The sequence below is a fragment of the Rhodococcus sp. 21391 genome (genome assembly GCF_016772255.1).
GTDB lineage: Bacteria > Actinomycetota > Actinomycetes > Mycobacteriales > Mycobacteriaceae > Rhodococcus_F > Rhodococcus_F opacus.
The window spans coordinates 906,237-926,303 of the sequence record NZ_CP063782.1 but is presented as its reverse complement, the minus strand read 5'-3'; the positions used below and the strand labels follow the sequence as shown (position 1 = coordinate 926,303).

16 protein-coding genes and 2 pseudogenes are annotated in these 20,067 nt (G+C 66.3%); 9 read left to right on the top strand and 9 right to left on the bottom strand.

The genetic code is table 11. The annotated features are described in order from the left end of the window. Nucleotides 1–1,254: 1,254 nt before the first annotated feature. Nucleotides 1,255–1,425, bottom strand: a complete 171-nt coding sequence (locus GO592_RS39170; protein WP_157234274.1) for a hypothetical protein — start codon at nucleotides 1,423–1,425, stop codon at nucleotides 1,255–1,257. A 519-nt stretch (nucleotides 1,426–1,944) separates the two neighbouring features. On the opposite strand from GO592_RS39170, the gene GO592_RS39165 reads away from it, so the two are divergent. The 6 genes from GO592_RS39165 to GO592_RS39145 all read left to right on the top strand — a co-directional run bounded on the left by GO592_RS39165 (nucleotide 1,945) and on the right by GO592_RS39145 (nucleotide 8,487). Next, nucleotides 1,945–2,958 (top strand): SIS domain-containing protein, encoded by a 1,014-nt coding sequence (locus GO592_RS39165; protein WP_007298603.1) that lies wholly within the window; start codon nucleotides 1,945–1,947, stop codon nucleotides 2,956–2,958. A gap of 1,549 nt (nucleotides 2,959–4,507) precedes the next feature. Further along, on the top strand, nucleotides 4,508–4,723 hold the full coding sequence (locus GO592_RS39160; RefSeq protein ID WP_007298602.1) for a hypothetical protein: 216 nt from the start codon (nucleotides 4,508–4,510) through the stop codon (nucleotides 4,721–4,723). After that, nucleotides 4,720–5,079 carry a hypothetical protein gene (locus GO592_RS39155; protein WP_007298601.1) on the top strand — a complete coding sequence of 120 codons (360 nt, stop codon included), beginning with the start codon at nucleotides 4,720–4,722 and terminating at the stop codon, nucleotides 5,077–5,079. Before GO592_RS39160 ends, GO592_RS39155 begins: the two co-directional genes overlap by 4 nt. A gap of 616 nt (nucleotides 5,080–5,695) precedes the next feature. Then, complete coding sequence (locus tag GO592_RS45295; protein WP_236581355.1) at nucleotides 5,696–6,670, top strand: M15 family metallopeptidase; 975 nt, start codon at nucleotides 5,696–5,698, stop codon at nucleotides 6,668–6,670. Continuing rightward, nucleotides 6,618–7,214, top strand: coding sequence for a hypothetical protein (locus tag GO592_RS45290; protein WP_237720486.1), 597 nt, complete (start codon nucleotides 6,618–6,620; stop codon nucleotides 7,212–7,214). Before GO592_RS45295 ends, GO592_RS45290 begins: the two co-directional genes overlap by 53 nt. 13 nt (nucleotides 7,215–7,227) lie before the next feature. After that, the gene (locus GO592_RS39145) at nucleotides 7,228–8,487 is read left to right on the top strand and encodes a DUF4185 domain-containing protein (protein WP_007298600.1); all 1,260 of its coding nucleotides are present in this window, start codon (nucleotides 7,228–7,230) and stop codon (nucleotides 8,485–8,487) included. 340 nt (nucleotides 8,488–8,827) lie between these two features. Here GO592_RS39145 and GO592_RS39140 read toward each other — a convergent pair whose 3' ends face one another. The 6 genes and pseudogenes from GO592_RS39140 to GO592_RS39115 form a co-directional block, all read right to left on the bottom strand. Continuing rightward, nucleotides 8,828–9,001, bottom strand: coding sequence for a hypothetical protein (locus GO592_RS39140; RefSeq protein WP_157234272.1), 174 nt, complete (start codon nucleotides 8,999–9,001; stop codon nucleotides 8,828–8,830). 515 nt (nucleotides 9,002–9,516) lie between these two features. Next, nucleotides 9,517–9,903, bottom strand: a complete 387-nt coding sequence (gene frdD, locus GO592_RS39135) for a fumarate reductase subunit FrdD (RefSeq protein WP_007298599.1) — start codon at nucleotides 9,901–9,903, stop codon at nucleotides 9,517–9,519. Beyond that, on the bottom strand, nucleotides 9,900–10,328 hold the full coding sequence (locus GO592_RS39130; protein ID WP_050998648.1) for a fumarate reductase: 429 nt from the start codon (nucleotides 10,326–10,328) through the stop codon (nucleotides 9,900–9,902). The genes frdD and GO592_RS39130 overlap by 4 nt, the downstream gene beginning before the upstream one ends. Nucleotides 10,329–10,354: 26 nt before the next feature. Then, nucleotides 10,355–11,122: a succinate dehydrogenase/fumarate reductase iron-sulfur subunit gene (locus GO592_RS39125; RefSeq protein ID WP_007298597.1), complete on the bottom strand. Its 768-nt coding sequence runs from the start codon at nucleotides 11,120–11,122 to the stop codon at nucleotides 10,355–10,357. Beyond that, nucleotides 11,119–12,893, bottom strand: a pseudogene (gene frdA / locus GO592_RS39120) (fumarate reductase (quinol) flavoprotein subunit). Before frdA ends, GO592_RS39125 begins: the two are co-directional and overlap by 4 nt. Nucleotides 12,894–12,895: 2 nt before the next feature. Beyond that, complete coding sequence (locus tag GO592_RS39115) at nucleotides 12,896–13,129, bottom strand: hypothetical protein (RefSeq protein WP_037235279.1); 234 nt, start codon at nucleotides 13,127–13,129, stop codon at nucleotides 12,896–12,898. A 1,412-nt stretch (nucleotides 13,130–14,541) separates the two neighbouring features. Here GO592_RS39115 and GO592_RS39110 point away from each other — a divergent pair. Genes GO592_RS39110 through GO592_RS46115 form a run of 3 tightly spaced genes read left to right on the top strand, consistent with a single transcriptional unit; the run spans nucleotide 14,542 to nucleotide 16,311 of the window. Continuing rightward, the gene (locus GO592_RS39110; RefSeq protein ID WP_007298595.1) at nucleotides 14,542–15,978 is read left to right on the top strand and encodes a WS/DGAT/MGAT family O-acyltransferase; all 1,437 of its coding nucleotides are present in this window, start codon (nucleotides 14,542–14,544) and stop codon (nucleotides 15,976–15,978) included. Between the two features lie 35 nt (nucleotides 15,979–16,013). After that, nucleotides 16,014–16,154, top strand: a complete 141-nt coding sequence (locus GO592_RS39105) for a hypothetical protein (protein ID WP_157234271.1) — start codon at nucleotides 16,014–16,016, stop codon at nucleotides 16,152–16,154. Nucleotides 16,155–16,188: 34 nt separating this feature from the next. Continuing rightward, nucleotides 16,189–16,311 (top strand): hypothetical protein, encoded by a 123-nt coding sequence (locus GO592_RS46115; RefSeq protein ID WP_258085253.1) that lies wholly within the window; start codon nucleotides 16,189–16,191, stop codon nucleotides 16,309–16,311. Nucleotides 16,312–16,451: 140 nt separating this feature from the next. Here the strand turns inward: GO592_RS46115 and GO592_RS39100 are convergent. Together GO592_RS39100 and GO592_RS39095 are read right to left on the bottom strand one after the other, a co-directional pair. Further along, nucleotides 16,452–16,751 (bottom strand): annotated as a pseudogene (locus tag GO592_RS39100) (TetR/AcrR family transcriptional regulator); the annotation flags it as partial. A gap of 549 nt (nucleotides 16,752–17,300) precedes the next feature. Then, a complete protein-coding gene (locus GO592_RS39095) occupies nucleotides 17,301–19,082 on the bottom strand; it encodes an AMP-dependent synthetase/ligase (protein ID WP_007298593.1) in 1,782 nt (593 codons plus the stop codon). Nucleotides 19,083–20,067: the final 985 nt, after the last annotated feature.

The following is a 20,067-nucleotide window of genomic DNA, read 5'->3' as shown; positions in this document are numbered from 1 at the left end:
GATTTGCTAGACGTGTTTCGGTTCGACTTCAGATCCTCGGGAATTCCCTCACGGGAACTCTTGACATGCCGACGATGCGAAACCTGGCGTGACGCTAAAATCGGCAGTCGACTCAGACTGGTAGAAAGCGACCGCACCCTTACTCTCGCCGGCGAGCTGCCGATCCGCGATTGGAGCGCAGTAGTGCAACTTGGATGCCAGGCAAAGAAACTCAGCAGGGTCTTCGCATGGCCAGCCGATGCCACAGGAGCACCTGCACGCAGTTGTGCGCCGCCTACCCCTTGGCCGCCTGGGACACTCACCATTGCCGTGATCATACTGGCGGGAACTGAACTTAGCATCGTCACAACGCCTGCGACGGGCGACACCGTTTGATGAGACTCCCGCGCGGGGGTTTCGGTAGATCTGGACTGATCAGGTCGGCCGATAAGGGGTGGTCCAGCGCCTGGTCGGTATGCATGGCGGATTGACTAGGGAGTGCGAAATCAAAAGTCTAACATCATATTCAGATTGCACTCACCGATCTGAGAACTGCTCATCCTGGTCGACTCCGACTTTGCGTTAGGGAGAGAAGGCAGGCCGCTGGCGAAGGGCGCGGCATGAACCGCCCGGATGCGGCATGCGTGTGGTCGCCGGTACCCGACCGCGCCTGATTGGCTGCCGCCCATTTGCACCCTCCCCGCAGCTGGGCGAAGGACGAGCGGCCGGGTCGACGGCCTGGCGACATCGCATCGACTCGGGGAAGCGCACCCTTAACCGCAACGCCTCACCCGTCCTCGACCCCCAGTCGAGGTGTGCTGCCTCAATTACGTCGTTCGCGATCGTCGGTGTCTACACGACCCCGGCGGCGCTGCTGGTAGGTCTGGTATAGCTCTTCGAGCATTTCGCGGACAAGGCTGCGTTGAGGGCGGCTGCGGAGTGGTGATGTGAGGTGTCGGCACGGATCGAATATCCGTGCGTTGCAGATAGTTCGAGCGCCTTCGCAACAGCTGCGGTTGCAACCGCGATCACTCGCGGTGGTAATGACAGCGGCGAGCAAGTTGGTCCTGACGGCGCGGTTCATGTCGACCATCCTGGTTGCCGGTTCGATTGGTGATGAGGGTGCGGGCGGCGTCGAGCTGTTGACGGTATGGGGAAGGAATTCGCCGGTGGAGACGAATTGTCTGGCAATGCGGTGGGCAGGACTTCCGTACAAGCAGCACCAGCGGTTGTAGGATCACGCTCGTTTCATGCACGCGCCATCGGCGTGCCCGGTCATCGATGCCGGTTGTCGACGGGTTCGCCGCGGATGTTGATTTTGCGGGATCGTTCCCATTGCACGCGGGAGGTGGCGTCGGCGAGGCGGGCGTAGCAGCGTTGCGCTTTCATCTGGGCTCTCACCGACTCGGGGACCGCGCGTGGCGCGAGGGCGCTTCGCCACGGCACGAATGATCCGTGCCAGGTTTAGCGCTGCCGGTCCCGTTGAGCCCGCCAGTCAATGGTCAGACGGAACAGTCGGCCGATCGCGGCGAGATCCTTGTTCAGTGGCCCCGGCCCGGTGTCGCGAGACTCGCCGGTTACCCACATCGTAAATCGTCAGCGCGAAAGCGCACTCGGACTGGGGTGCTGGTATCGCCGACGTCGACTCGACGCACTTCAGCTGGCTCTGCGGAGAACAGACGCCCGCCGGAGCGAGCCCTCGGGAGGGTCGGCTTGACGCAGCCTGCATCGGACATCCCGATCCGGACCGCATCCTTGAATTGTACATTCGGTGCGGAAAGATGCGCATGAGGCACGGATCATGATGGCGGGGCATACTGACCTCAACATACGTCGTTGGCACATCTGCTCTGACGGAACGCTTGTTGGGCCGCTGCGTGAACCACCTAAGTGGGAGGTCAGGATCTACTCCGGCAAAGTCGCCACTTTCATGGAGATCGTGCACGATCTCAATGGAGACTACGCATGAAGTACTCCATCAACACGATGGCGCATGAACTGGACTGCCTCGCCCCCGACTTCATCATCCTCCGCGATCAGCTCGTCGACGCGGCGACCGGCGTGGTGCGTGGCTGGCCTGACCTCGACGAGGTCCTGGTGCTCGGCGCTGGCGACTCGCACCATGCCGCGCTCGCATGCGGACTGGCGTTTGGTGAGACGCCCGGGCTTTCTTATCGTGCGCTCAGTGCCAGAGACTTCATCGGCTACGGAGCACACCAAGCGGGCCAAACGCGCGCACGGTTGGTGATCGGTGTGTCTGCATCGGGAGGTAATCCTTCAGCGGCTGAGGGACTACGGTTAGCTCGCGCGGCTGGTGACCGCACGCTGGCGGTGACGCTGGACAGCAGATCTTCCACAGCAACGGCCGCCGATGACGTGCTCACAGCATCGTTGGCCAACCTCGGGCTCTCACCTGGAATCAGAACCTACCAGTTCAGTCTCATCGCCCTTCTGGCGGTCGCGGCTGCCATCGCGGCAGCTAGGGACCCACTCGCGGGGCGGCGGGTGAACCTCCTGAGTTCCGGCGACCTTGCCGCAGTGATCGCTGAGGTCCGTCAGACGAAGGATCACTCCGCCCGCGAGCTTGCTGAGTCACTGTATGGCATTTCCCCCCTGGTCTTCGCTGGCAATGGGCCCGCACTGGGCACTGCGAAGCATGCGGCCGCCAAGGTGGTCGAAGCATCGGGGATCTTCGCTATCGGTGTGGATCCCGAGGACTGGTGGCACGTGCATCGATTCGCGACGCCTACGCACTCGCCGTTGATACTGATCGGGTCCGGGCGTCGTTCGTTTGATGGCGCATTGCCTATCTGGGACCGCGCAGCAGCTCTGGGACGGCCAGTCGTCCTGATCACAGCCGGCGACAATGCCAGCGAACTTCCCGAGCACCTAACACCCCTGGTTGACCATGTCACACCGACAATGCTGGCTCTGCACTTGGCTCGGCGATCCGGGCGGTGGCCGTTCGAGCCGTTGTAGGCGCGGTGCATGCCCGTTCGACGAAACGGCCGGCCAGTCGCTTGGAACAGGGTGCGCGGGCTGCCCGGATGCCATCGCTTGCGGGGCGGTCCGGGCGGCGTAGCGCCCACGCCCAGTGTCCGGGCGTTCGACACCGCCCACCGGCGAGATCTCACGTTACCGCCACCAACTGGTCTCCAGGGGTGTCGTTGAGGGTAGATCTCGGTCAGGAGCCCAGGTGGCTCGCCTGCCGCGCCGCTGATGAACAGTCGCAGCCCGTCGCGGCTCGAGTCGCCCCCGGTGAGTTCGACCGACAGACCCGTATGCCGGACCTCGGCGACCGTCTCACGTAGCGATCCGGCAGCCGCTGCAGCTGTGCCCGCCACACACCGCGTTTGAGGTTGCAGTCCTTCTGGTCAGAAACGCCAGCAGATCACCATCGTCACCGAGCAGTGTTCGAACGTCCGACCGCTCGCCGATGTCAAAGGCATCACCCATCGCTGTTCCACCTCCTTCTCACATCGTTCGTGGATAGACCCTCTCGGCCACCCAATAGACCGGCGGTGGCGACGGTGCACATCGTTCCATCCCTCCCCCCGCGGTCGGGGAGGACGGGACCGGAATCGCCGGAAGTGCCTCCCGGCGGGCAGGGCCGGTGAGCGAGGCCGGTGGCGGTGAACCCCGGAGGTTTTCGGGGTGGCCGGTCAGGTGCGGGTGCCGGCCGCGGGTGACGGAGACGGCGCGGGTGGTCGGCTGCCGGGTCGGGGTCGGCGGGCGTGCCGTCGCCGGTCGGTTTCGGTCATATCGCCCCAGATTCCGTGGAGGGCCTCCCCCGCCCCCCGAAATGTGGCCACCAATTCCGATGCGGCGGTGGCCAGTAGCCGATCGCTGCTCGAAGTCGATCGGACAGATCTGACCGAGAGTGGAATGCCGTGTGTTGTAGCGCGTGACCCAGCGTGATCTCGTCCTCCAACACGGACTCGGGTCCTGCACGTCTTGCAGCAACTGCTCTCGAACGGTCGAGTTCGTCATCGGGCGTCGTCCTTCCCTTCCCGCTGCCTCAACTCATGCCGTTAGACAGTGTGTGGGACCCTTCACTGGCTGTCCGGCGTTTCATCGTAGAAACGGTGTCAAAGAGCCTCAGCACCGGACGTCGATCACGCCGAGCCTGACGTCGACACCGGCCTTGCGAGCCTCGCGATCCGATCAGGCGTACGCGTAACTGCAGTAGTCGCCGCGAGGAAGCCCGGTCGGAGCAGCTTCCGCTTGAGCGTGCGGGCGAAATCGGGGCCATGCTTGTCTGAGAGGGCCGCTGCAACGTACGCCCATCGGCAAGGACGTCTCCAGGATCGCTCGATGCCCCCATGCCCGGGCCCGACGCTGCGCCGCATTTTCTCGATGTAGGTAGGCGTGGCGGGACCTCCCGGCCACCTGCGGCCACGCCGACGAATACGAGGGGACAGGGCCTCGGGCACTTCTCATCCAACCCGCAGCGATGCGTATCTAAACCGTACCAGGTACGGTTCAGGGATAGACTTGCCAGGTCAGCTCACATCGCCAGGAGGACACCATGAGCAAGGACGACGTCTCCAAGGTCACCGCGAACCTGCCCAACGACGACATCAAGACGCTCGAAGAGATCGCCAAGCGCCACGCCTCGACCAAGACCAGCGCCCTCGTCCGGGCCATCCGCACCACCGCCTACATCGACGAGGCCGCCTCCAACGGCGCCAAGGTCTTCATCGAGGAGCCCGACGGCACCAAGCGGGAGGTCGTCTTCAAGTGACCGAACCCGAACCGGAACGGCGCATCGTGCGGGGCGAGGACACTGTCACCGCCCTGGACGACGCGCACGTCGACGAGGTCAACGTCGGCACCACCGACCCCCGGGTGACCGAACAGCCCGAGGTCACCATCCGCCGCCTCGACGAACGCCAGGAGGACACCCGCAAGGCCCTGGCGATCGGCCTCTCCGTCGCGACCTTCCTCGTCGGCCTGATTTACCTGCTGGTGCCCCTGTGGGCCGGGACCGACAAGTGGGACCGCGCCAGCAGCCCGTTCCAGGTCGTCTTCACCGCGATGGTGGGCCTGACCGGCAGCGCCATCGGCTACTACTTCTCCTCGCGCAATCCCCCGTCGTAACAGGCAGAGCGACGCCGATCAGCCTCCTGGAAAGCTACGTCGACGCTCGGACACGCCGGAACAGAAACGGGGCCTCTTCCGTCGGCCGATATCGCTGCTCAGGGCAGGCAGTTGATGCGACATCGGCGGACACACCGTGCGGTCGTACAGGTCGGACTGGCGACGCGTCACTCGCCTGGTGCAACTATCCACGCTCACACGGCGCTGACAGCATCCCATGGTGGTGGCCGCCAACTCGATCGACGCGGCCGGCACCAGGCACCGGAGGGGAACGGGTGTCCGCATCCGCCACGACCGGGCCCTTACTTGAGAACGTGTCGTCGCCCGAACTTTCATGTCCGCAGATCGGGCCACTCATGCCCGCCACACGGATTTCCTCGCGACCGTTGACAACTGGTTGGTCGACCACGGTGTGCGCCGGAGAACGAGTAGGGCGCTACTCGCGATATTTTTGCGCGTCGGCCGTCACACTGATGTTCGGGCGAAACGTGCGGGCGCGCGTTGGTGTCGGTACGGGGTCCTATCGTCCGGGGTGCACGCCGCGACGACCATCCGCCGCGGGCAGGATCGGCGACCGCCCGATCGTGGTGGTGAGACGGAAACGAGGGTGAGCGCGATGGGATTTCGCACCTACCAGGGCAACACAATCTCCGAGAACGGCTGGCGCATTTGCGATACCGGCGAGATCGTCAAGCCGCTCGTGCCCGGCACGGACAACGTGCGGCCGGAGGTGCGCCGGGGCGCGGCGGCGACGATCCTGGTTGCCTGGGCGGCGCTGTGGCATCGGCGGATCTGGCGGATCGACAGTTACCGGCCCCGCGACTACTGGGGATTCAGCTGGGACAACGATATTGCCAACAGTAACCACCTGAGCGGAACGGCCGTGGATCTCAATGCCACCCGGTTGCCCTGGAAGGTGCGGGCGTCGGTGAACATGCCAGCCGACAAGATCGCGGCGGTCCGCCAGATGCTCACCGAGTTCGAGGGCACGGTGTTTTGGGGTGAGGACTGGGCCACCAAGGACCCGATGCACACCCAGATCAACCTCCCCGAGGGTGACCCCCGCCTGGACGCCTTCGCCACCCGGCTCGACAACGGCTACCTCTGGGTGTACGGGCCGCCCGACCCCGACGCGTTCCCCCTCCCGGCGGGGTATTATTACGGTCCGCTCGACGGACCCGCCGAGTCGATCAGCGGCTTGTTCCCCACGGACCCGCAATCCTGGAAGGACGGCCTGGGGCGCTGGCAGAAGACCTGCGGGATACCGGAAACCGGAATCTGGGACACCGGCACCGCCCGCGCAGCGACCGCGCTGCAGATCTCGAACGGATGGCCGGTGACCGGCTATGTGTTCGAGGGCGAATGGAATGTCGTGATCCGCCACGGGCAACGCCCCGATCTCGGGGGGTCCGGTCACCCCGCCGACACCGCCCGAGGTACGCGGCAAGACCTGGGCGGATGTGTCGCAGTACCAGATCACCCCGGCCACCGACGCATACCCGTACGACATCTTCTGTTTCCGATCCAACAGCGGGAACATGCGGGATACGAAGTTCGCGGCGAACCACGACTGGGCGGTGCGTGCCTGTGACGACGGCAGGCTGCGGTTCTTCATCGTGTACTGGTTCTTCCGGCCCGGTCAGGCGAACATCGACTTACTGATGCAGATGGTCACCGAGCAGGGCGGGCCGCATCCGCGGATGGTCGTCATGGCCGACGTCGAGGACGCAGCCGGGGCGATCACCGGGGACCAGTCGGCGGAGGTCAACGACGAGATCCGGCGGGCACGCGAATGGCTCGGCGAGCGGCGGGTGATCGGCTACTGGAACCCGGTGTCGAACGCGGACCTGTGGCGCACCCGCCCACCCGGTCTGCGATTGGTCACCCCCAGCTACGGCCGGGAGCCCGGATCGCCGAAGATGAAGCCAGACGGCTATTTCGCCCACCAATACACCGACATCGGCCCGTGCCCGCCCTTCGGTCGCTGCGACCTCAACTACACCCACCTGAGTACCGACGAACTCGAAGCGATGCTCGGCCTGGGGCACAGCCCCCCGGCCCCGGGTGCGGAACCGTTCCCGGTCGACGACGCGGCGCTGTGGGACTACATCGCCGGGGAGGTTCTCGGCCGATGACACTGGTGCGGTCATGAAGATCAGAGATCTCACTCCGGTGCCGCAGTTCGGTGTGGGCGGGACCGACCTGGGCATCCCGGTGCGGATGCCCACGGGGGAGATCGGATTCTTCTTCGGTGACACCTTCGCCGAGAACCGGGTCGGCGGCCCCGGTTGGCGCAGCCCGGTCCTGCTCTACAGCCACACCCACGACCTCGATGACGGGGTGCGATTTCACCGCGCGGCCGGGGGCAATCCCGCGAAACAGTTGTGGGACTACCCGCACAACAACCCGGAGTTCAGCACGGTGCTCCCGACCGACGCGATCGTGATCGGCAGCCGGATCTACCTGCACGTCCTCGTGGTTCGCGGCCTGCCGGACACGCGGTGGACCGAGATCCAATACTCCGACGACAACGGCGAGACCTGGACCCACGGTGGACCCAAGGCCCGGTGGGAAGGGTGGGAATTCGGCGGCCATCGCCGGATGCTTACCTGGGAACGCGGCGGTGACGGCTTCGTCTACGTGATGACCACCGGCGGCCTCGAACGTGACAAGAACGTGCTGCTGTTCCGCTGCCCCGAGGACCAGCTGCTGAACCGGGACATCTACGAGCCCTGGGGATTTCGCCACGGCGCCTGGGCATGGGGCAATCCACCAACCCCGATCCTGCCGGTCGGGTCCAAGGTCGGGGAACTGTGCCTGCGCCGAATGCAGAACAACTGGGTGCTCAGCTACTTCAACGAAGCCGAATACAACATCACCATCCGCGTCGTCGGACAGATCACCGACAACTGGCACACCGCTCCAACATTCCGGCCAGTACGGGGACCGTCAGGAAACGGTGGCCCCGACGTCGTGACCCGCCTGTACGGCGGATACGTGCACCCGGACAGCACATTCGACAACTTTCACATCATCGTGTCCGAATGGGCCGAATCCGGATGGCCATACCGGGCCATGCAATTTCGGGTACAGGTTCAACCCGCAGTACCGATCGAGGAGGACGAACACATGAGTGCACGCGAAGTCGCCGCCGCGTTCCGGGACGACCACCCGGTCGCCCTCTATGACGGGGCCGGCCGCAAACTTGATCTGCGAGAGGCCATCGCCGAGATCTTGTGGAAGGAGGTCACCAATCTCGGTCTGGAGGGCCGACCGGTGCCCGCGGACCGTCGGGACGATCAGTTCGGCCACATCCTGTCCAGCCACGCGCTGGCCGAGCAGAACAACAAACTGCTCCGGGCACTGTGTGAGAAGGCCGGCATCGACGTCAATCAGATCCTGACCTGATCTCCACGATAGGCAAGCAACCTGTGGGTAACGACCCGGGAGAGCAGATAGACGACGGGGCCCGAAACTCCTCGGCCAACGCCATGGTGTCCTCCTCGGTGCGGAACCGGTACCGCCGCCCGAAACGGGGATCGGTCTCCACCATCGCGGGCAGCTCATCAGTTCAGGCCGCGATTTGACGGGCCCCAAAACCGCGTAATCGAGGACACAGACACCCGGCGGTGGGCATGACTCCATCGCCATCGACTTCCTGAACCCACACGCTGTGCTGCTTCTGTGTAGGCCGCTCTGCGATGGCCCCAAGCGATGGGGGCATCGGGTCACGCGAGGCACCGCACTGCTACAGGGCGTCGAACGCTTCCTTGTTGCCCTTCGGGTCGGGTAACGGTCTGCGAGGCTCCCGCATTCCGCCACCTCCACCGTCATCGCGATCGATCCATACCGCGAGCGCGGACCCGGGATGGATCAGCGAACCCGCTTCGGGTGTTTGAGCCGTGATCACCCCGGTGGGCATGTCGGACTCGGCTATTGGACCGGCGTCCGCTTCGGGACCGCGCAGCCAGAGTCCGGCGTGGGCGGCCTCACGCTTCGCCCGCGAGGGCGCCCAATAACGTTGGGGACTGTGACGAAGTCACGGTGGCGTCGAAACATCGGGTGTACTCATCTTGAGACCGGAGGAATCCGTGTACCTCGACGATACGTTCACCGACCACACACGATCATTCCGGATGCGCCGCTCAGACACATCGGACAAGAGCGGCGCCGCCGCCACTGTCGATCGGACAGTAGATACCGAATGCTGGCGGTCGCGGCTACGAACCGGTCTTCCGGAGCATTCGGCGGGCGCGGCCTTGCACCGGCGCTCGCAAAGGCGAGGGTTGCGCGCAGGTCATCGCCGGAATCAATGTCGATGCGGAAGGACCGATCAAACTCTCCTTCAGGACGACGCACACGCATCCACTGTCCGAACGGTATCCGCAAGGCGTGTGCGGGTCCCGCAGTAGCTCGATCGTGTGCTGCCCCGGCCCGTCACCATGCACTGAGGAGCACATATGCGGCCACGACGGACCCCACCACCGCGCCGCCGTAGCACAGCACCGCGATCACCCCACCGGCCCGCTCGACGCCCAATCCGTGACACAGGACGAAGCGGAATCTATGCGCCCAGTGGAACAATGCCAGAACACAGAGCCCGAAGAGCACCAGCAGTGTGACCGGGTAGTGCAGCACCGAGAGCAGGTGGGAGTGGTCGGGCGCGGCCAACCAGCCGAGCGGGATCGCGACGCCGAACAAAACCAGCAGGATCGGAATCAGCAGGGCCGCGGTCATGCCACCCGCGCTGAACAGCAGCCACGCTGCAGGCTCCAGCGATCTCGGGGTGCTCTGATTCCCGGCCGGTGCCCTCTTTGCCGTCATCGCAAGATCACCCACGCCACAACCGCCGAACACGCCGCCCACAGCCCGTAATGTGCTGCGAGCAGCACACGAGGCGGGACTCGCCGCCCGCGTAGCCGGACCACCATCGCCTTGGGCGCCAGGTTGAACCAGGTCACGGCGTGCAGCAGCACGAAAGCCGAGGCGATCACGTCGAGCGCGATCACCCATGGGCGGGCGCTCCAGTCGAGGAACTCCTGGTAGGCCACGGGGCCGGAGCTGACCGCGTCGACCAGCATCAGCAGGAACACCACAAACCACGCGACGAACACGCTGGACAGCTCGCGCATCATGAACAGGAAGTACGAGCGTCGCCGAAGCCACCAGAACCGCGACACCGGTTGGCGGTACGCGCGAGCCGTGTACACGGGGCCGGGGCCGGCGCCGCCCGATGGAGCGGTGTCCATGCCTCCAGCGCCGACGGGCCCGGCGGTCATCGGGCACCTCGGGGCAGGAGGAACTCCTTGAGCGACTTCGTCGCCGCGGTCAGCTTGTAGCGTTGGATCGCGCCGGCGGGGTCGACGCCCTTGGGGCATGCGACGCTGCACTCGCCGACGTAGGTGCAGGCCCACGCACCCTCCGCGGAGGCGAGTACATCACGCCGGTCCTCGGCGCCCTCGTCCCGCGAGTCCAGGTTGTACCGTTGCCCCAACGCGATCGCCGCCGGGCCGATGAACAGGGGATCGAGGGCGTATACCGGGCAGGCGGCGTAGCAGAGCATGCAATTGATGCACATGCTGTACTTCTTGTATTCGTCCATCTGCTCCGGTGTCTGCAGGTACTCGCCGTCCTCGGGCTCGGTGTCCTCCGAACGGATCAGCCATGGCTTGACCTTGGGCAGCTTCTCCATGAAGTCACTGATATCGACGACCAGGTCGCGGATCACCGGGAAGTTTCGCATCGGCTCGACCCGGACGGGCCCCGGCGCGTAGTCGGTCAGGAATGTCGAGCAGGTCAGCTTCGGCTCGCCGTTGACTGTCATGCCGCAGCTGCCGCAGATGCCCATCCGGCACGACCAGCGGTAGGACAACGTGCCGTCGAGGCGGTCCTTGATGTAGTTGAGGCCGTCGAGGATCGCCCACTGCTTGCGCAGCGGAACTTGATAGCTCTGCAGTGCCGGTTCGGACTCCTGCTCGGGCCGGTAGCGCGAGACCTCCATCGTGATGGTGTCGGCAGTGGTTGTGTCCGCCACGGTTCTCATCTCCCGTATATCCGCTCGCCCGGCGGCCAGCGGGTGATCGTGACCGGGAGATACGAGAAGCGGGGCTCCCCGTCGGGCTCCCGATGAACCAGTGAATGGGCCAGATACCGCTCGTCGTCGCGTGCGGGAAAGTCGGTGCGCTGGTGGGCGCCGCGTGACTCTTCCCGTCGCAGGGCGCTACCCACGATGCACTCGGCGACGTCCAACATGCACGACAGCTCGAGGGTGGCGACCAGCTCGGTATTGAAGGTACGGCTGTGATCATCGATAGCCGCGCCGGCGTAACGCTCCCGCAGCGCCCTGAGTTTGTCGACCGCCCTGCTCAATGTTTTCTCGTCCCGGAAGATACCGGCCCCGGCCTCCATCGCATCCTGCATCTCGGTGCGGATGCCGGCGATGCGGTCACGACCCGAGCCGCCCTCACCCTGGTGCCGGGCAAGCTCGCCTTCGAGCCGGTGCTGCTCGTCGCGTCCCTGCGCCTCGACGGCCGCGCTCGATGCCCCGGTGCGTAGTTGCCTTACGTAGTCCGCCGCGGCCTGTCCTGCGCGGGCTCCGAAGACCAGCAGTTCAGGTAGAGAGTTCGAGCCCAGCCGGTTGGCGCCGTTGATGCTCACGCACGCGACTTCGCCCGCAGCGTAAAGGCCGGCCAGGTCGGTTGCGCCCTGAATGTCGGTGTGGATCCCGCCCATCATGTAGTGCACGACCGGGCGCACCGGGATGAGTTCGTGGACCGGGTCGATGTTCTGATAGCTGGCGCACAGTTCGCGCACGAACGGCAGTTTGGCGTCGATGACGTTCGCGCCGAGATGGCGAAGGTCTAGATGGACGATCGGCCCGCTGGGGGTATCGATGGTCCGGCCTTTCTCCTGCTCGTGCACGAATGCCTGAGAGAGCCGGTCGCGCGGCCCCAGCTCCATGCTCCGCAGCTGAGGTTCGGGAGTGGGTGTGCCGAGGTCGTAGTCCTGCAGGTAGCGGTAGCCGTCCTTGTTCAGCAACCATCCGCCTTCCGCACGGGCGGCCTCGGTGATCAGGATGCCGGTGAAGGGCAGGCCGGTCGGGTGGTACTGGACGAACTCCATGTCTTTCAGACCGGCGCCCGCCCGATAGGCCAGAGCCATCCCATCGCCGGTCTTGATGTTGGCGTTGGTAGTGAAGGGGAAGACTCGACCGCAGCCTCCGGTGCACATGATGACGGCGCCGGCGACGATCGTCTCGATCCGGCCGGTGGCCAATTCGATTGCCACCACACCGCGCACCCGGCCTTCGTCGACGAGAATTGTTGTGACGAACCACTCGTCGTAGCGCACGATGTCCGAATATGACAGTGCCGTCTGGAACAGTGTGTGCAGCAAGTGAAAGCCGGTCTTGTCGGCGGCAAACCACGTGCGCTTCTTTCGCATTCCGCCGAAGGCGCGCACGGCGATGTGCCCGTTCGACTGTCTGCTCCAGGGACAGCCCCAGTGTTCGAGACGAAGCAGCTCGGTCGGGGCTTCCTCGATGAATGCCTCGACGGCATCTTGGTCGGACAGCCAGTCGCTGCCGGACACGGTGTCGATGGCGTGTTCGTCGAGATGGCGTGTTCGTCGAGGGTGTCGTCATCGGCGATGACGGCAGCGGCTCCACCCTCTGCGGAGACTGTGTGGCTGCGCATCGGATAGACCTTCGACACGATCGCGACGCTCAGCTTCGGGTCGGCTTCCGCGATGGCGATGGCCGCCCGCAGGCCCGCGCCACCGCCGCCGACGATGACGACGTCGTGGAATGCGGTCATTTTCAGGCCTCGTGGTTGCCGCTGTGCTCGTCCTTCAGGACCTTGCCGTCGTGGCGGACGGTCTTGATACGGACGGAGCCGTCGTGGAATTCGTGGCGAATCATGCGGCAACCGCAGGCGTAGGTCCGGTCGTCGATGCGCAGGCCTTCGTCGTCGTTCTCCTGGTGCCGTCGACCGTCCACGAGCCGCCCGCAGGGTGCTCGCTCCGCGGCAAAGGGTGAACTCGTGCGGATCATCGGCCACCTCCCTGCCCTGGCGGACGGCCAAACCACTGATCGGTCTCCTCGGCCGGGTTGTGGGGCCGGGCGCCAGACAACGTAGTGTGATCTAGTTCACATTGGACGATACGCCTCTTCGCGCACGGTCCAGGGCGGCCAGGCGCAACGCGCACCCCCGGCCAACCCGTGATCCGCGGACACAAGCAGCGCTCGACCCGCCAACCTCGTAATGAACCGTCCGTCCCACGTTCGTCGACGACGAATCCGAGGTCGTCGGTGAGTCGCTCGAAGGTGGCGGACCGGAGCCCGTTCCGAGGTCGGTCGCTCGGGTCGATGGTCAGGAGCCCGCGGAGCATGGCGCAGGTTTCGCGGTCGTGCCCGAGCGCTCGGCGTTGGTCGTCGTTCACCGAAGGTCCGGCCGACGTTCGGCGTCGGCGTCGGCGTTTGGTGCGGCGCCCTGGGCGGGCGGGCTGGTCGACCGCCCTCAGCAGGTCGTGTGTGGGGCGTTGGTAGGTGGTGAGCCACCGGTGGTCGACGGGTTCATCGCGTAGATACGCCGTCAGGGCGGAGGTGTTGTTACCGGTATCCAACCATCGGCATAGGTCGGTGGTGCGATCCTGCACGTGCTGTAACAATGCGTGTGACGAAACGGGCATCAAGCCTCCTCCGGGGCGGACTTCCTTTCAGCGAGAATGGATTCGACGTTGTCGCACACTTCTCCCGGCACCGCCTAGTTCCGGACGCCATTGTGACCGATGCCGGCGCCTGATGTTGCCCAGGCGCTCCACTGGCAGTCCACCGCCGTCGCGACCGACCCTGATCGACCCACGGACTGCAACACTGACGCTCTCTTCCGGGGGGAGAGGTCGACCTCCGGAGTAGCGGTGCGACAACATCTTCGACGGTGTCAGATCATGACCGCCGCGACCGCGACGACCGCGAGCATGGAGAGGGCCACGGTCGCCGCGCCGAGGACGGATCCGGGTCACCACCGCCTCGGACGATCCGCATGGGCCGGCGACCGAACACGAAAGTGGATGCCCAGGCCAGCGGCAGGTGCACCCGCCCGGTGCGCGGCGTCAGCAGTCATGCCTTCGCTCCTCCCACTACCCGAAACGTGATGCCCATCACACATTGGGGTGCCATCGCCCGTTGTACACCCCCGCCCCAGGACGCACCACTCGAGCGGACGTCCAGTTGCGCTGCGCGAGCGGGCATCCCGGCCGCAACGGCGTGGACGTGCGCCTCTGGCGCGTCCGCGGGTTGATGCTGTACAACTAACGCAGGGAGATTGGTTTGTGATCTGAACCACACCCAAACGTTACCTGAAGAGACCGCTACGCCAATGTGAACACCGGATCCGGAGAGGGACTGACCGCGCCACCATCTGCGCGGTCCGGCTTCCGGAATCGAGAAAGGGTAGTGCCCGAGTGCTGTTGCCGATGGCGCCGACCGATTCATTGTTCCTGCTGGGCGAGTCGCGGGAGCATCCGATGCACGTGGGTGGGCTGGCGTTGTTCGCCCCACCGGACGGGGCGTCCGCCGCGGACCTGCGGGAGATGTTCGAGACTGCCCTGACCGGCGACCGGGTGGCCAGCTTGTTCCGCAAGCGGGCCCGCCGGTCGGTGACCTCGCTCGGGCAGTGGGGCTGGGACACCCTCGCCGATCATGAGGTGGACCTCGGGCACCACGTGCGCCGAGATGCGTTGCCGCGGCCGGGCGGTATGGACGAGCTGATGGCCCTGGTGTCGCGGCTGCACGGCACCCTCCTCGACCGCAGCCGCCCCCTGTGGGAGATGCATCTGATCGAGGGGCTCGCCGACGGCCGCTATGCGGTCTACACCAAGATCCACCACGCCCTCGCCGACGGTGCCTCCGCGATGAACCTGTTGGCCGGCTCCCTGAGCGCGGACCCGCACCGGCGGCACATGCCCGCCCCCTGGCAGCCCGTACCGCGGCTGGCCGCCGTCCCCACACCACACGAGCCGAAGGACTCCGCGCCGGGGCGGGGCCTGTCGGCGGCACTCGACCTTCCCGGGCTTGCGTTGCGCGCCGGTCGCACCGTCGCCGGCGAGGTCGCCGGTCTGGTGCCCGCCGCGATCGGCACACTGGACCGCGCCGCCCACGGCACCGGCGGCGCCCTCTCGCTCACCGCCCCGCACACCGTGCTCAACGGACCGATCGGTGGCGCCCGACAGGTCGCCGCCCATACCTTTCCGCTGGAACGAATCCGGTTGCTGGCCAAGCACGCCGACGCCACCGTCAATGACATCGTGCTGGCCGTCTCCGCTGGCACCCTGCGCGGCTACCTGCACGCCCGCGACGCGTTACCGGCCGACCCGCTGATCGCAATGGTCCCCGTCTCGCTGCGCCCCACCGACACCGAATCCGGCGGCGGCGCCTCCGGAGGCAACCGGGTGGGGGTGCTGATGTGCAACCTCGCCACCCACCTCCCCGACCCCGGGCACCGCCTCGAGACCGTGCGCGACTGCATGCGCGACGGCAAGGCCGCGCTGCGCGAGATGAGCCCGGCGCAGGTGCTCGCGATGAGCGCCCTCGGCGCCGCCCCGCTCGGGATGGAGATGCTGCTCGGCCGGCGCGGTCCGTTGCGTCCTCCGTTCAACGTGGTGATCTCCAACGTCGCCGGCCCCACCACGCCGTTGTACTGGAACGGGGCCCGCCTCGACGCCCTGTACCCGCTGTCGATCCCTACCACCGGGCAGGCCCTCAACATCACCTGCACCAGCAACGACGACCAGATCGTCTTCGGGCTCACCGGCTGCCGCCGCACCCTGCCCGACCTGAACCCGATGCTCGGGCACCTCGACACCGAACTCGACACCCTCGAACGTGCCGTCGGCCTGTAGCGCCACACCACCCGAACCCAGGAGAACCGAACTACATGAGCACTTCCTCCCCCGCGGCACCGAACCCGCACCTCACCGCACCGCGCACCGGGCCGATCAGTACCGCCGAGATCAAGGCCCGCATCGAGGCAATGTTCCCCGGCGACCGACACCGGCCCCGTTCCACCCCGAACTGAACACCAGTCACCGAGATCGAGAGGATCCTCGACCATGAAGACCCATGTGACACTGCTGCTCGGAGCGCTCGCCGGCACCGCGGCCCTCCAATCATTCCTCGGCCGAATTACCGGCAAGCCCCGCCACCGCGGGGCGCCGTTCCACCCGAACGGCTGACACATCGGTCCGACCACTCGCGCACATCCCGACGGCCTCGGTTTGCTACCACGCGGAAATCGCCTACAAAACCCGTAATGTGACGGTGGACGGGACGGGACCAAACCTGGCGGCGTACACGCTCCACACAGTGGATTCGGTCAGCAAGCCTCGAGAGTCTTCACGGCGATCATCTGCACCAGGTCGTCGAGGGCGGCAAGGGTGGCGTCGTCGTCGCGGTCGACGAGCCAGCGCAGCACCAGCCCGTCGAGCGCAGTCAGAATGACGCGTGCGTTTTATTCGACGGGCGTGCCCCAGATGATCCCGGCCCGGTGTACGCACAGGTCGAGGAACGCGATTGCTTCGGTGTCCATGGTGCGGTACTGGCGGGCTGCGATCGCCCCGGCAGAGTCGTTGCCGGCGCCGCGTTGTCGGAGGGCCTGCGCGGTGATCTCGTAGGTGGACTGGCGAGTGTGCGCGATGCGTTCTCGCACAAGGTCGTCAGCTGGCGTTCCGGCCCATGTGGTGCTCTCCGCGCTCGACGTACCAGCAGAGCGCGAACGGAGCACCCCCACGGAGAAGCGCTCGCACCGACAACCGAAGGCATATCCGGAGTAGCCCTCCATATGTAAGCATCCAATATCTGATATACACCGGCGGCGCTTTCCTGCACCGACCACCCGGGGCGCATGTGCCGATCCTGGTCGCACCCTGCCCGCGCCGGGCTACGATCTCGCCCGTGACACTCGGTGACTTCCCGATGGCTCTCCTCCACTTCCACTACCAGCTGGCCCGCCTCCCCTTCCAGTGGGTCGAGAGCCTCGCGCTCACTCATCTCGACGAGCAGCGGCCGGTGCGTGCTGGCGTACGAGCAGTTCCTCATCGACTGCGACTGCGCCGCGTCCTACCTACTCGACGACGAGAATGCGGCCGCCCGCGCCGCCGACCTGAAGCGACACACGGCCGCCGTCCGGGACTCCCGCGGCGTCAACGCAGCCGCGGCGGCGAGGTCAGCGGCCCGAGTACAGCTCCTCGATGGTGGCCGCGTACTTGGCGTCGATCGGTCGGCGCTTGATTTTCATGGTGGGGGTCAGTTCGTCGCCGGACGGCTCCCAGATGTTCGGCAGCACTGCGTGCCGCTTGATCTGCTCGACCCGGGACAGCTTCGCGTTCGCGGACCGTACCGCCTCCTCGACGGCGGCGAGGACGACCGGATGCTGTGTGAGTTCTCCGTGCCCCGCCGCGGGCAGCGCGTGGCGGTCGGCGAACGCGGCGAGACCGTCGGGGTCGAGCGCGAGCAACGCCACGTTGTACGGGCGGTCGGTGCCGATCACCGCAGCGCCGCCGAGCATCGGGCAGGCCGCCCGCAGGGCGCCCTCGATGTTCGCCGGCGACATGTTCTTGCCCGCCGCGTTGACGATGAGTTCCTTCTTGCGGTCGACGATGCGGACGTATCCGTCGGCATCGATCTCGGCGATGTCGCCGGTGTGCAGCCAGCCGTCCTCGTCGATCGCCTCGGCGGTCCGTTCCGGATCGTTGCGGTAGCCGCGCATCACCAGCGGACCGGAGACGAGCAGTTCCCCGTCGTCGCTTTTCAGCTGCGTGCCGGGCAGGACCTGGCCGACCGTGCCGATCCGGATTGCGTCGGGCCGGTTCATCGTCACCACACAGGAGGTTTCCGACATGCCCCACACCTCGGAGCACCGAATACCCAGTGCCAGAACGAACTCCAGCACCTCGGTGGAGATGGCGGCCGCACCGGTGACCGCGACCCGAACCTGATCCAGGCCGAGTTTTTTGCGGACCGCGGCCAGTACCAGCCGGTCCGCGACCGCATGCTGCAGTGCCAGCACCGCGGGGACGTCCTGGCCGTCCGAGCGCAGCCGCGCGCGGCGCCGTCCCACGTCGATCGCCCACAGCGCCAGCTTCCTCTTCACCGGGCTGGGTTCCTCGGCGAGGGTCAGGTCGATCGCCACCTTGAGCTTGTACCAGACCTGCGGGACCGCGCCGAACACGGTCGGCCGCACCATCGGTAGCACGGTGATCGCCTGTTTCAGATCGTCGAGGGTGGTGATCTGCATGCCGCCGTACATGCTCTGGTAGTGCGCGCCCCACCGGTTCGCGACATGCGCGTCCGGCAGGTAGGACACGATCCGGTCGTCCGGTCCGGTGGCCAGCACCGAACTCGTCGCCGCCAGCTCGGCGAGCGTGTTGGCGTGGGTGAGCTCGACACCCTTGGGCGGCCCGGTGGTGCCGGAGGTGTAGATCAGCGTCAGCAGATCCGTCGGTTGCACCGCCGCCCAGCTGGCGTCGAAGTCGAACGACGGGTCGGCGGCGGCCTCGAGTTCGTCGAGCGTCAGGGTGCCCTCGGGGCGGGCGTCGACGCACACCAGATGCTCGACCGCGGTACCGGAGATCGCCTGCTGCAGGACCGGCACGAACTGCGCCTCGCAGATCATCACCCGGTTGCCGGCGTTGCCCAGTACGAAGGCGATCTGCTCCGCGGTGAGCGTGTTGTAGATGGAGAACGGAACGGCACCCGCGTGCAGCGCGCCGGTGTCGACGAGGTGGAACTCGGGACGGTTGGTCAGCATCAGCCCGACGGTGTCGCCGCGGCGCACCCCGAGACCGGACAGTCCCGCCGCGATGCGCCGCACCCGGTCGGCGTAGTCCCGCCACGTGTAGCTGATAGAGCCGTCCGGGGTGCGCAGCGCGACCCGGTCGGGATACTTCGAGGCGGTGGACTGGAAAGCGGCGCACAGCGTCGTCGGCGCGGCGCCACGAGAGCTCATCGGACCTCCCACGATTGATGTGGCGCCCAGTCTAGGACTCACGGCCCGCACCCGGATTCCGATTCGCCGGATTCCGTCGAGCTGCTCGGCGAGATGTCCGTTGACCCCGACAGGTGTCGGTGCTGTCGTCCAGTCCTGTTGATCTTCGGCGAGCTAGGTGCCGTGATAGCACCGAGTGTGATGGCCCCGAGTATCTACCGGCGATGCCGCGAGCACCGCTCGACCGGCACGGCGAACAGCTCGGACCCGAGCGGATCACGCAGGCCGCGACCTGCCCCGCCGGCCAAACTCGCGCATACGCATCCACTCGCGCATACCGCCGATCGGACCGCGTCACCAAGTCGCGGGCGGTCCGATACGGCACGGGTCCGCCCGGCCAAACGCATCTGGGCACGTCCACGCCGCCTGGATGAGCTATCCGCGGCGAACATCCACGGGAGGCCGTCCAGCTGGTCACGCGCGCCGCGCGGCGGCCTGAATTACGGCAGCGCGCGCACGTCGAGTACCGGTCCCGCGGCATGACCCCACCACCGCCCCAGGCGGAGGATTCCTTCATGACGAACGATGTCGAACGAAATGCCCGCGAGAAGATCCAAGGACTGATGCACCATAGACGGCGCGGCACCGAAAAGCCCTGTCGGACATCGGGCCCCGCTGCCATCGACCGGGCCTGTTCATGCCCCCACCAGATCACAGAGATCGGTGTCGGGGCTTCGTCGTCGAGGGGCGAGCGCCCACCGCCGGGACAGGGCCCCATCACCCATAGGCCTTCGGGCGCAGGTCACCCGCGCCGGAGAAGTCCTCGACGATCACACCCGAGGGGCTCGTCACGGAGTTCTGCATCGACTGAGGGCGGGGCCCACCCGTGTCCCATGTGTGCGGTGGCGGCGACAGACACCTGGGGTCGGTCCACGGGGCTGCGCTAATTCCCTACCTGCGTAACTGGTGATCGCCCGTGTGCTGGGTGCATGTGACGGGCGCGACG